We start from the raw sequence: 12,384 nt of genomic DNA on the forward strand, positions 1-12,384 counted from the left end.
CGGCCGGGGAGTTCCGGGCCGGGCCCAGGAGGGGCCGGACCGCGCCGGGAAACGGATCCGGGAGAGGATCGGAGGGCGTACGTCGTTCTCGGAGAGCGGGCAGGATTCGATGGAGTGGACCATCCAGCAGGTGGCACGGAAGGCGGGTGTGACCACCCGCACCCTGCGTCACTACGACGACATCGGGCTCCTGCCTCCCTCCAGGACCGGCCACAACGGCTACCGGTACTACGACGCGGACGCGGTGGCCCGCCTCCAGCGCATCCTCCTGCTGCGGGACCTCGGCCTCGCCCTGCCCGTCATCGTGGACGTCCTGGACCGGGAGCGGGACGAGGAGGGTGCCCTCGGCGAGCACATCGGGCTCCTCGAAGCCGAGCGCGACCGCCTGGACCGACGGATCCAGGCGGCCCGGCACACCCTCGACGCCCGGCGCTCCGGGAGCGACCCCTCCATGAAGGTGATGCTGGAGGGGTTCAACGACAGCTACCGGGACGAGGTCGTCGGACGCTGGGGCGAGCACGCGTTCCGGCAGAGCAACGACTGGTGGCACGGGAAGAACCTGCAGCAGCGGATCGCGTGGAAGCGGGACACCGACGCGCTGGTCACCGCGTGGACCGCGGCCTGGAAGGACGGCGTGTCCCCGGAGTCGGAGCGCGCGCAGGCGCTGGCCGCCCGGCATGTGGAGTGGCTCGGCGGGATCCCGGGCACCCCGGTGGCTGAAGGGGACCATGAGCGGTCCGTCCAACTCGTGTGCGGGCTGGGCGACATGTACGTCGAGGACCCGTGCTTCGCCACCACCTACGGGAGCCCGGAGGGCGCCGCGTTCGTCCGCGACGCCCTCCACGAGTACGCCAGGGTCTCCATGTAACAGCCGGGCCTTCCTATGACGGCCGCCCGGAGAAACTACGTCGCCACCGCCCCGAACGCCACGAACCCGCAGATCAGCACCGCCAGGACGGCCAGCAGCGGCCAGACGAAGCGCAGGTACCGGTCGTAGCCCACCTTCGCCAGCGAGACCCCGCCGACCACCACGGCCGTCGTCGGCACCCACAGGTTCATCCACCCGCTCGCCGCCTGCCACGCCGTCACCACCACCGCCCGGGAGACGCCGGCGAAATCGGCGAGCGGGGCGAGGATGGGCATGGCGAGGGTGGCGTGGCCGGAGGTGGAGGGGATGAGGAAGGCGAGGGGGAGGTTGACGACGAAGACCATGATGCCGAAGAGGGACGCGGCCGTGCCGGAGACGGCGCTCTCGATGGAGTGCAGCACGGTGTCCGTGATACGGGCGTTGTTCATGATGACCGTGACCCCGCGGGCGAGGACGATCGTCAGCGCCGGCGCGATGAAGTCGGCCGCGCCCTGGACGATCACCGCGCTCAGCCGCTGCTCCCCGAGGCGGGCGACGATCCCCACGAGCAGCGCGGCCGTGATGAAGAGGGCGGCCAACTGGGCGAAGGACCAGTTCAGTTCCCAGCCGTAGGGCTCGGCGTCCGCCCGGCCGGTGAGCGCGCTCGACCAGGGGATCACCGAGAAGATCATAAAGGCGAAGACGAGGGTGACGACGACGAGCACGGTCCGGTGCAGCCCGGTGAGCGAGGGCGGCTCCTCGGACGCGGCGGCCAGCTCCCGGTCACCGGGCAGGAAGCCGACGAGGGAGCGCTCCGGACGGGCGCGCACCCGGTGGGCGTACCAGAGGACGTAGCCGATGGTGACGCCGGTGAGGACGACCCACATCGCGAAGCGCAGCGCGATCCCGTCGCCGAGCGAGACGTCGGCGGCGGACGAGGCCACGCCCGTGGCGAAGGGGTTGACGGTGGAGGCGAGCACGCCGACACCGGCCCCGAGGATGATCGCGCCGGTGGCGACCATGCGGTCGTACCCGAGGGCGAGCATCAGGGGCACGATCAGTCCGTAGAAGCCCAGCGTCTCCTCGGCGAAGCCCTCCACCGTGCCCAGCAGCGAGAAGACGGCCATGATGCCCGCGATCAGCAGCGCGCCGCGGGCGCGCAGCCGGTGGGCGAGGCGTTCGATGCCGCGGTCGAGGGCGCCGGTGGCGAAGACGACGGTGATGAACGCGCCGATGGCGAGGACGAACAGGAAGACGGCGGCGCTGCCGTAGAGGACGCCGGTCGCGTCGGCCGCCACCTGGCCGGTCCGGGGGTCCCGCACCCCGTAGAGGCCGTTGACCGGGGCGAGGAACAGTTCGCCCAGCCGGTGGACGAAGTCGCCGGGCGCGGCGTCGCGGTGGTAGGTGCCCTGGACGGGGGTGCCGTCCTCGGTGCGCCGGTAGGTGCCGGCGGGGATGACGAAGGCGAGGGCCCAGACGACGATCGTCACGGCGGCCAGCACGGTGAGCGCGCTGGGGAAGACGAACCCCCGTTTGCCGTCGGCCCCGTCTCCCTCGGCCCCGGTGGGCTGCCCGTCGGCGTCGTCGTCCGTGCGCCGGTCCATGGGGGCCCCTCTCCGCACGACAGTGCAGCCGGTTTGCCCCGATTATCACTAGATCATTGGTTTTTCCCCTTCCGCCACGCGGGGCGGCCCGGCATTCCCTCCGCCGCGGCCCAGGTGGTGGAAGGCGAGGTTGAGCAGGACGGCCGTCAGACATCCGGCGCTGACGCCGGAGTTCAGGACGGTCTTGACGGTCTCGGGGACGGTGTCGCCGGCGTAGAACGTCCTGGAGACGACAGGGATCATGCCCATGCCAAGCGAAACGGCGGCGATCAGCAGGTTGTCGCCCCGGTCGAGACCGGCCTTGAGCAGGACGCCGACGCCGCTGGCCGCGACCGTCCCGAACAGCACGAGGCCGGCGCCGCCGAGCACCGGCTGCGGCACCAGGGCGATCAGCGAGGCGAAGGCGGGGCTCAGCCCGAGCCCGACGAACATCAGCCCGCAGGCGGCGACGGTGAAGCGGCTGCGGACGCCCGTGATGGCGACCAGCCCGATGTTCTGCGCGAACGCGCTGTTGGCGAAGCCGTTGAACACCGGGGAGACCGCGCTGCCGAGCGTGTCCGCCCGCAGCCCGCCCGCGATGACCTTCTCGTCCGCCGGACGTCCGACGATCTCACCGAGGGCGAGCATGTCCGCGGTGCTCTCGGTCATACAGACGAGCATCAGGATGCACATGCTCACCACGGCCGAGAGCTGGATGTGCGGGGTCCCGAAGTGGAAGGGCTCGGGGAAGCCGACGAGGGCGGCGTGCCGGGTGGCGGACGTGTCCACGGCCCCCGCGGGGACGGCCAGCAGGGTGCCGACGACCATGCCGAGCAGGATCGCGATCTGCTGGAGGAACCCGCGGAGCACCCGCCGCAGCACCAGGACGGCCACGAGGGTCGCCCCGGCCAGCCAGAGTCCGGTCCCGGTCGCGGGCCGCTCCGGGTGGCCGCCCTGGATCCAGCCGAACGCGACCGGGAGCAGGGTGAGGCCGATGAGCGTGATGACCGTCCCGCTCACGACCGGCGGGAAGAACCGGACGAGCCGGCAGAAGTACGGCGCCAGGAGGAAGCCGAGCGCCCCCGCCACCATGACGGCCCCGAACACCACGGGCAGGGCGTCCCTCTTGTCCGCCTGGCCGTCGGCGAGGGCCAGCACGGGCGCGACGCCCGCGAAGGAGACGCCGTTCACGAAGGGCATCCGGGCGCCGACCTTCCAGAAGCCGATGGTCTGGAGGAGGGTGGCGATCCCGGCCGTGAAGAGGGCGGCACCCACCAGGAAGGTGGTCTGCGCGGTGGACAGCCCCACCGCGGCGCCGATCACCAGCGGCGGGGCGACCACTCCCGCGTAACTGGCGGCGACGTGCTGGAGTCCGCCGGCCACCAGCCGCCCGGCCGGCGGGACCTCGTCGACGGGGTGCCGCTGCCCGGATCCGGTGGTCCGGGGCGGTGGGGTCTTGTCGCGGGCCGGTTCACCGGTGGCGTCGGCGGGGGCGGGCCGGTCCGCGTCGGGCTGGTCCGCGGGTGGGGTGGGGAGTGCTGTCACGGGGCCTCCTGTCGGCCGGTGCACTGCCGCGTCGGACACGTCGGACTCGTCGGGCTCTTCGGAACCCCGTGGACCCCGGCCGGGGGCCGTCCCCCTCGGCCGGGGCCGTCATCGGTCGCCGTCGGCGATCCGGGCCAGGCGCCGGGCCTCGGCGCGGGCGCTCCGGGCGATGTCCTCCTCGTCGGCGGTGACCAGCCGCCCGTCCTCGACGACCACCCGTCCGTTGACCAGCGAGAGCCGGACCGGCGCGGGCGGGCCGAGGACGAGGGCGGCCACCGGGTCGGCGATGGTCGAGTGGCCGAGCCCGTCGAGCCGCCACAGCACCACGTCGGCGAGCTTGCCCGGCTCCAGCGACCCCAGGTCGTCCGCCCGGCCGAGGACCCGCGCGCCGCCGTACGTCCCCATCCGCAGGACCTGACGGACCGTCAATGCATCGGCTCCGCCCGCGAGTCGGTGGATGAGCAGGCTGTTGCGCAGCTCGGTGTGGAGTTCGCCGGACTCGTTGGAGGCGGTACCGTCCACGCCGAGGCCGACGGGGACGTCCGCCGCGAGCAGGGCGGGGACGGGCGCGATGCCGGCGGCCAGGCGGGCGTTGGAGGACGGGCAGTGGGCGACGCCGGTGCCGGTGCGGGCGAAGGCGGCGATGTCGGCGTCGTTCATGTGGACGCAGTGGGCCATCCACACGTCGTCGCCGAGCCAGCCGGTGGAGTCCAGGTAGTCGGTCGGGCCCATTCCGAACCGCTCCTTGCAGAACCGCTCCTCCTCCACGGTCTCCGAGCCGTGCGTGTGCAGCCGGACGCCCTTGCGGCGCGCCAGCACGGCGGCCTCGCGCAGCAGGTCGGTGGAGACGGAGAAGGGGGAGCAGGGCGCGACGCCGACGCGCAGCATGGAGCCGGGCGACGCGTCGTGGTGGGTGTCGATCGCCTCCTCGGTGGCGGCGAGCGCGGCGTCCGTGGTCTCCACGGCGAAGTCGGGCGGCAGCCCGCCCGCGGACTCGCCGAGGTCCATCGACCCGCGCGTCGGGTGGAAGCGCACGCCCAGTTCGCGGGCGGCGCGGATCTCGGCGCCGAGCAGGTCGCCGCTGCCGCGCGGGAAGACATAGTGGTGGTCCATGGCGGTGGTGACGCCGCCGCGCACCATCATGGCGAGGGACGCGCGGGCCGCCTCGTACACCATCGGCTCGTCGATGCGCGCCCACACCGGGTAGAGGGCGGTGAGCCAGTCGAAGAGAACGGCGTCCTGGGCGAGGCCGCGGGTGAGCCACTGGTAGAAGTGGTGGTGGGTGTTGACCAGCCCGGGGGTGGCCAGGTGGCCGGTGCCGTCCACCCGGCGGACGACGCCGGTGAGCCCCTCGGGGGCGGGACCGGGGCCGGCGGACTCGATCCTGTTGTCCGCGACGACGAGGTGGCCGGAGGCGTGTTCGGTGTCGTGCGCGTCGACGGTCGCGAGGGCGCAGTTCTCGATGACGATGCGGGTCGGCGGTGCTGTCACGGGATTGCCCTTCGGCGGTGGGGGTCAGAGGCGGGTCAGGTCCACCGGGATGCCGGGTTCCGCGCCCTCGCGCAGGACGGTGGCCTCGATGAGGCCGTAGGGGCGGTCGGCCGCGTAGTACACCTCGTGGTTGTTCTTGAGGCCGAAGGGCTCCAGGTCCACGAGGAAGTGGTGTTTGTTGGGGAGGGAGAGGCGTATCTCGTCGATCTCGGGGTGGTGGTCGATGACGCGGGCGCCCATCGCGTACAGCGTCTGCTGGAGCGAGTGGGAGTACGTACCGGCGAAGGCGTGCAGCAGGTGGTCGCGGACCCGCGTCCAGCGGTCGTCCCACCGCGGCGCGGGCCGCTCGTCGTCCGTCCATCCGTACCGCCAGCGGGAGTTGACCTCGGTGGCGAGGACGCGGTCGCCGGTCTCGGGCAGGGTGGTGTAGCGGTCGCGGGCGAAGCCGCGGAACTCGGAGCCGGTGGAGTTGAGGACGACGAGGTCCTTGAGGCCGGAGATCACCTCCCAGCGCGCGCCGTCATAGGTGATCTGCGCGGTGCGCGTCTCACGCCCGGCCCGGACGAAGGAGTGCCGGGCGTCGCCCCCGCCGGGGACCTCGATCCGGTCCCAGGTGTGCTCCTCCACGCGGATGCGCGCGCGGTGGATGGCCTCCTGGCCGGTGACGAAGTGCCGGGCGAGATGGATGCCGAACTCCTCGGCGGAGGCGATCCCCCGCTCCTTGGCGAAGGCGAAGACGGTGTTCTTGGTGGTGTCCGTCGTCAGCACATTGGCGTTGGAGCCGGAGCGGTGGACCTCCGCCATCTCGCCGGACAGGGAGACGGAGACGTCGAGGTCCTTGATGTGGTGGGTGGTGCCCTCGCGCGTGACCCTGACGACATGGCACTCGGCCTTGCCGTACTGGTTCTGGCCGAGCACGGGCCGGCCGGCGGCTTCGGTCATGGGCGTGCTAGCTCCCTCGGTAGACGGAGTAGCCGAAGGGGCTGAGCAGCAGCGGTACGTGGTAGTGCTCGCCCGGCGCGACGGCGAACGCCGCCGTCACCTCCGGGAAGAACGCTGCGCCCCCGGCTCCCTCACGGGACAGATGGGGTCCGACCTCGAACAGCAGCTGTGCGTGGGTGACGTCCCCCGGCAGCGCGGGAAGATCCGTGCACCGGCCGTCGCCATCGGTCTCGGACGCCGCGAGCGCCGTCCAGGCGCCCTGACTTCGTACGGCGAGCGTCACGGTCACACCGGCCGCGGGCCGGCCGGCGGCGGTGTCCAGGACGTGGGTGGACACCGTGGCTCCGGCGGGTGCGGCTTCCCCGTCCGAGGCGGCGGCGACGAGCCGGGCCAGCCGCAGGCGGTTGATGCGGCCCAACTCCCGCCGAACGACGTCCCGTTCGCTATCAGGTGAGTTGCCGATCCGCTGACGGAGTGCCTCCCGCAGCTCGTCGGCGGTCAGTCCGGCGGCACAGACGAGAAAAATGTGCCCGAACTTCTCCCGGTAGGCGTGGTTGAGTTCGCGCATCTCGGCGGCGAGGTCCGCCGGGGCGTCGGCCATGCCGCGCTGCTCGCGGGCCGAGACGGAATCGTCCGGTGCGGGCCGCCCGATCGGCGGATGACCGTCCGCCGCCTCGGCGAGACCCGCCGCGTCCAGCGCCGCCACCGCTGCGTCGGAGGCCGCGAACAGCGCCTCGGCGTCGGGGTACGGGCGGCGGGCCAGCAGCGCGGCCACCCACGCCGAACTCGCGCAGACCTCCAGCAGCGCGGCGCGTGCAGCGCCGTCCTCCGCCGCGTTGAACCGGGTCAGCCCCGGCGTCGAACTCGCAGTCACGGGAACCTCCGTGGCGCTTCTCGCCGCGCTCGGAAACAAGCTGCGGATAGCTAACGCCCCGGACACCCCGACGTCAACAGTTTGTTGAAAGGCTGCCCCGATCGGACCGCGTGGCCAACCGCCGCCCCTTCCGCGCGGTGAGCCGGCTGCCTGCACAAACGTCCTGTTACCGTCCCCCGCCCGAGCCGCCCTCCTCCCCCGCTCCGGATTCTCCGGAGGCGGCGGTTCCTTCCGGGCCGGACGTCACCGCCGGCGCGGCGTCCAGGATGGAGGCGAGCAGTCCGGGGAAGCGCCGGTCCAGCTCCTCCCGGCGCACCGCGCTGATACGCGTGTTGCCCTGCAGGTGCGTCTCGACCAGGCCGCTCTCGCGCAGGGTCCGTAGATGGTGGGAGACGGTCGAGCGTTTGACCGGGACGTCGAGCCCGCCGCACGGGGCGTGTCCCAGCCGGCTGAGCAGGCGGACGATCTGCAGCCTGACGGGGTCGGCCAGGGCCTGCAGCACCGTCCCGATCTCCACCGCGGCCAGGTCCGGCTGGGGCAGCCGGGCCTCCTGGTTCGACCTTCGCATCCCGCCTCCACGCTTGTTCGATGTAGCTCGACAGCTACGATACACATCGAACTACTATTGCGATGCTCATCGACATAGATGACGTCCATCGACACTCGGGGTGTACTCATGACACAAACCGTGCAGGTCACCGGCACACACCAGCGGTCCTGGCGGGTGCATGCCTGTGTGCTGGCCCTGGGCACCTTCGCGGTCGGGACGGACGCCTTTGTCATCGCGGGGCTGCTGCCCGAGATCAGCGATTCGCTCGACGTCTCCACGGGCGCGGCCGGCCAACTCGTGAGCGTGTTCTCGCTGGCCTACGCTCTGCTGTCCCCCGTGCTCGCCACCGTGACCTCCCGGTGGTCACGGCGCAGCGTGCTGATCCTCGCGCTCGTGGTCTTCGCCGCCGGCAACGTCGTCACCGCGGTCGCACCGGACTACACCCTGGTGCTGGTCTCGCGCGTCATCGCGGCGGCCGGCGCCGCGATGTTCACCCCCAACGCGGGCGCGACCGCCGCCACGCTGGCGGGAGCCGAGCAGCGGGGGCGTGCCATCGCGATCGTGACCGTCGGCCTGACCGCTTCCCTCGCCCTGGGGGCACCGCTGGGCACCGCGATCGGCAACGCGCTGGGCTGGCAGGCCACCATGTGGTTCGTCACCGCGCTCGCCCTCCTCGTCGTCCCCGTCATCGCCCTGCGGCTGCCCGACATCCCGGTCGCCGCCCGCGCCGGGCTGCGCCGACGGCTCGCCCCGCTCACGGACCGCCGGGTCGCCGGCGTGCTGGCCTGCACACTCATCGCGTTCACCGGCGTCTACCTTCCCTACACCTACATCAGCGCGGTCTTCGAGCCCGCCACGGCCGGGGACGCCGGCCGGGTGGCGCTGCTGCTGCTGGTGTTCGGCCTGGCCGGCACGGCCGGCAACCTCACCGCGGGCCGGCTGGCCGACCGCAGGGGACCCCGCACCGTGGTCATCGCGGCGACCTCGCTGCTGACCGTGGCGTTCGCGCTGATGGCCGTCGCCCACTCCTCCTTCGCCGTCGCCGTGGTCCTGTCGGCCGTGAGCGGTATCGGGTCCTGGTCGGTGACCGCTCCGCAGCAGCAGCGCATCATCGCCTTCGCCGCTCCGGGCACCGAGCCGCTGCTCGTCTCCCTCAACGCGGCCGTGATGTATCTGGCGATCTCGCTGTCGAGCGTGCTCGGCGCCGGCATCCTCGGCTCGGGGAGCTCCGCCGGCCTCGCCTGGGCCGGCGCGGGCTTCACCGTGGCCGCGGCAGTGATCACCGTGCTGACAGGACGTTTCGAGCGCGGCACGGACACCGCCGCCGCGCAGGTCACACCCCGGGCCGGCGCTCACGGCTCCCCGGCCGAATAGCACCTCCCACCGGGCGGCACACCCGGCCGACTCCCCCTCCCTGCCCGGCCTCGCGCGGTTCGTTACACGGCGAATCCGCGGAGGGAGGGAGGGGTCGTCGGCGCCGGGCAACCGGCCGGCCGGATCAGGAACAGAGCGCCTTGTCCATGGCGGTGTCGAGATAGTCGTTCTGTTCCGCGCCCTTGATCGTGTCGTTCAGCACCACGGCGGCCCGGCCACCGTTGGTCGTGATGCCCGCGGCCGTGCTCCAGCCGAAGACCTGCCCGTCGTGGCCCCAGAAGTCACCGCATGACTTTTTGGCCTTGATGATGCCCAGCCCGTACTCGATGCTGCCACCCGTCTTCGAGGTCGTCTTCATCGCGGCCAGCTGGTCGGGTTTGAGCAGCTTGTTGGTGTTCAGCAGGGTGTCGTAGAACTTGATCAGGTCCGGACCGTCCGAGGTCATGCTGCCCGCGGCATCGGCCATCGAGATGTCGAACTCGGTGATGTCGATGCGGCGGCCGTCCTCCACCGTGATGTATCCCCTGGGATGCGGTCCGGGGATGCCGTAGCCGGTCGGAACCGCGGTTCTGGACAAGCCGAGCGGCTTGATGATCCGGTTGGTGACTTCGGTGCCCCACCACCGTCCGGTGACCTTTTCGATGAGCATGCCGGCCACGATGTAGTTGGTATTGCTGTAGGACCAGCTGGTGCCCGGAGTGAAGACCGGCGGCTCGTCCAGTGCCAGGTCGAGCAGGTCCTTCGGTGTGAAGTGCCGGTAGCGGACCTTCTCGATGCCCATCGCGTACAGATCGTCCTCATGCTCCGGCAGACCGCTGCGGTGCTGCAGGAGCTGCCGCACGGTGATCTCGCGGCCGTCGTTGCCGTTGTGCCGGATCAGGCCGGGCAGGTAGTGGTCGATGTCCCGGTCGAGTTCGATCCTGCCTTCACCGACCAGTTGCAGAACGACCGTGGCCACGAAGACCTTGGTCTGCGAGCCGATCCGCGCGGTGGAGGGCACGGGGAAGGGCCGACCGGTCCTGAGGTCGCCAACACCGCTGTTGAGCACCTGCGGTAAGCCGTTCCTGCCGCCGAAGGCCGCCTGAGCGCCGGGAACTCCGCCCTTCGTGGTGAGCACATCCAGCACTTGCTGGACCTCGCGGGATGGATCGGACGGCGACTGTGCCGCGCTGACGGGTTCCGCCGCCGCCGTCAGTACGGCCACGGCGATGACCGCGTGGGTGAATATCGACCAGATTCTTCGCATGACTCGCTCTCCGTCGACGCAGCACAGCTGATGTCCGCACTGCTCATGTTCTTTGTCCCACGTGACAGAATGAGGCTGAAGTGCTTGTTTGGCATCGTCCGGTAGTCGGTTGTCAGCGCGCAGCAGACTCCGAATAATGAGCGGATGGCGGGCCCGCCACGACCCCGGCGCAGCCCCCGCCCGGCAGCCGGGTGCAAGGAGCACTCACCCCCTGTGCGAACAGCCGGGGCCCACGCCCAATCGCCGCCTCAGTCCGTGCGGTTGAGGTAGTTGTAGATGGTGAACCGGCTGACCCCGAGCGCCGCGGCGACCGTCTCCACCCCGTGCCGCAGGGCGAAGGCGCCGCGGGCCTCCAGGTTGCGGACGACCGATTGCTTGGCCTTGCGGTCCAGGCGGGCCAGCGGTACGCCGTGGCGGCGTTCGAGGTCGGCGAGGATGCGCTCCAGGGAGTCGGCGAGGTGGGGCAGGCGGACGGCGACGACCTCGTGGCCCTCCCAGCTGAGCACCACGTCGTCGGGGTCGGCCTGGCCGGGGTCGAGCAACTGGCCGCCCATCGCGTCGACGAGGGGTGTGATCGCGGCGCGGAAGCGCTCGGCGCCGGTGGAGGCGGAGGCGGAGGCGGTCACGATCCGGCCCCGGGGGTTCCGGTGGCGCCGGGGGCCTCGTCGACGACGTTGACCTGCAAGGAGATCCGGGTGGCACCCGCCCCTATCGACCGGCGCAACAGCTCGCCCACGGCGGCCAGGACGGCGTCGTCGCGGCCCTCGGCGGTGTTGCCGAAGGGGCCGACGTCCACGGAGTCCAGGTCGGCGCCCTGGACCACCTCGCGGGCGACGACGGCATGCCGCGGCGGCCGGTCGAGGTCGAACGGTTCCGTGGTGAATTCCACTCTCAAGCGCACCATGCGGCCACGGTAACGGCACGGCCCGGCGTCTCACTTGGTCAGCGCTCAACTTTGTGGGTTCGAAAGAGGGTTCACTCTGCGTCGTGGACGACCGGGGGATCCCGCCACGTACGGTGACCGCCTCCGGTGCGTCCGGCAGGGCGCCGACAGGGGTCCACGAGGCTCCACGGCGTGTCCTATGAAGAGTTCTGAAAAGGGTTCACCAAGTGAGACATGAAAAGCATTTAGTGACGTGGATCACATTGCCGCTTCTGTGATGGTACATCCATCATTGTGTTGGCCAACGATTTAATGACGCTCTTTCGGGATCTCCGGCCACACGTCCCGAATGCTCCGCAAAACCGCGGGTCACGGAAGCAACCGGAAGCCGGGCCGACACCGAACGCCGCGGCACCGGGCCAACGGCCCGCGCCACCCCAGTTCCCATACCGCGCCCACGCGATTACGGAGAACGATGTGAGCACACCCGCGTTACCGACCCGCCCGACACCGACGGACTTTCCGCTCCCGCGGCCCATCGCCCTGTCCCTGCCGGCTCAGGCACCGACGGTGCTCACCGGGCGCCTGGTCCCGGACGACCTGTGGCACCTGGCGAAGGAGGCCATACCACCCACGCCGAAACGGCCCCAGGGCGGCGGCCAGCGCCGGGCCGACGACCGTGAGGTCCTGGCCGCCATCGTCTTCGTGGCGGGCTCGGGGTGCAGCTGGCGCCGCCTGCCGCCGGTGTTCGGCGCCTCCTGGCAGACCGTGCACCGGCGCTTCACCGAGTGGACCGCCGCCGGCCTGTGGGACCTGCTGTGCGCGGCCGCCGAACGCCGTGCCGTCTGCGCGCGCTCCGACTGGACGCTGACCGTCTGCCGCCGCATCCGGGCCCGCGCGGCCTCCTCCGCCTCATCGGCGTACGCGGTGTCCGCGGCCCGGTCCGGCGACGCCTCGCCACCGGACGCGCTCTGGCGCGTTCCCGCCGCCGCCGGACGCGCCGCGGGGTGAATTCCCCCCGCTGAACACTCTTTCCGGCCACCCCCGCG

General features: G+C 71.6%; 11 protein-coding genes and 1 pseudogene. 3 read left to right on the forward strand and 9 right to left on the reverse strand.

Annotation, left to right across the window (positions count from 1 at the left end; genetic code table 11):
- Window positions 1–109: 109 nt before the first annotated feature.
- Window positions 110–868, forward strand: a complete 759-nt coding sequence (locus HN013_RS23620; protein WP_171169485.1) for a MerR family transcriptional regulator — start codon at window positions 110–112, stop codon at window positions 866–868.
- A 35-nt stretch (window positions 869–903) separates the two neighbouring features.
- Here HN013_RS23620 and HN013_RS23625 read toward each other — a convergent pair whose 3' ends face one another.
- From HN013_RS23625 to HN013_RS23650, 6 genes are all read right to left on the reverse strand, one after another.
- Window positions 904–2,451 carry a YfcC family protein gene (locus HN013_RS23625; RefSeq protein WP_171169487.1) on the reverse strand — a complete coding sequence of 516 codons (1,548 nt, stop codon included), beginning with the start codon at window positions 2,449–2,451 and terminating at the stop codon, window positions 904–906.
- 48 nt (window positions 2,452–2,499) lie between these two features.
- Complete coding sequence (locus HN013_RS23630; protein ID WP_171169489.1) at window positions 2,500–3,975, reverse strand: nucleobase:cation symporter-2 family protein; 1,476 nt, start codon at window positions 3,973–3,975, stop codon at window positions 2,500–2,502.
- A 108-nt stretch (window positions 3,976–4,083) separates the two neighbouring features.
- Complete coding sequence (locus HN013_RS23635) at window positions 4,084–5,466, reverse strand: 8-oxoguanine deaminase (RefSeq protein WP_171169491.1); 1,383 nt, start codon at window positions 5,464–5,466, stop codon at window positions 4,084–4,086.
- Window positions 5,467–5,490: 24 nt separating this feature from the next.
- Window positions 5,491–6,408 (reverse strand): factor-independent urate hydroxylase, encoded by a 918-nt coding sequence (pucL, locus tag HN013_RS23640; protein WP_171169492.1) that lies wholly within the window; start codon window positions 6,406–6,408, stop codon window positions 5,491–5,493.
- Between the two features lie 7 nt (window positions 6,409–6,415).
- The gene (uraD, locus tag HN013_RS23645) at window positions 6,416–7,282 is read right to left on the reverse strand and encodes a 2-oxo-4-hydroxy-4-carboxy-5-ureidoimidazoline decarboxylase (protein WP_171169494.1); all 867 of its coding nucleotides are present in this window, start codon (window positions 7,280–7,282) and stop codon (window positions 6,416–6,418) included.
- Between the two features lie 166 nt (window positions 7,283–7,448).
- Complete coding sequence (locus tag HN013_RS23650) at window positions 7,449–7,850, reverse strand: helix-turn-helix transcriptional regulator (RefSeq protein ID WP_171169496.1); 402 nt, start codon at window positions 7,848–7,850, stop codon at window positions 7,449–7,451.
- Between the two features lie 108 nt (window positions 7,851–7,958).
- On the opposite strand from HN013_RS23650, the gene HN013_RS23655 reads away from it, so the two are divergent.
- Complete coding sequence (locus HN013_RS23655) at window positions 7,959–9,206, forward strand: MFS transporter (protein ID WP_171169498.1); 1,248 nt, start codon at window positions 7,959–7,961, stop codon at window positions 9,204–9,206.
- A 124-nt stretch (window positions 9,207–9,330) separates the two neighbouring features.
- Here the strand turns inward: HN013_RS23655 and HN013_RS23660 are convergent, their stop codons facing one another.
- From HN013_RS23660 to HN013_RS23670, 3 genes are all read right to left on the reverse strand, one after another.
- Window positions 9,331–10,452 (reverse strand): serine hydrolase, encoded by a 1,122-nt coding sequence (locus tag HN013_RS23660; protein ID WP_171169499.1) that lies wholly within the window; start codon window positions 10,450–10,452, stop codon window positions 9,331–9,333.
- 248 nt (window positions 10,453–10,700) lie between these two features.
- On the reverse strand, window positions 10,701–11,078 hold the full coding sequence (locus HN013_RS23665; RefSeq protein ID WP_398980597.1) for a helix-turn-helix domain-containing protein: 378 nt from the start codon (window positions 11,076–11,078) through the stop codon (window positions 10,701–10,703).
- Entirely contained in the window at window positions 11,075–11,353 is a 279-nt protein-coding gene (locus HN013_RS23670; RefSeq protein WP_171169587.1) for a hypothetical protein, read from the reverse strand. Before HN013_RS23670 ends, HN013_RS23665 begins: the two co-directional genes overlap by 4 nt.
- Window positions 11,354–11,905: 552 nt before the next feature.
- Here HN013_RS23670 and HN013_RS33205 point away from each other — a divergent pair.
- Window positions 11,906–12,145, forward strand: a pseudogene (locus tag HN013_RS33205) (transposase); the annotation flags it as partial.
- Between the last annotated feature and the right edge of the window lie 239 nt (window positions 12,146–12,384).

Source organism: Streptomyces sp. I05A-00742, from assembly GCF_013055795.1.
Lineage (GTDB): Bacteria > Actinomycetota > Actinomycetes > Streptomycetales > Streptomycetaceae > Streptomyces.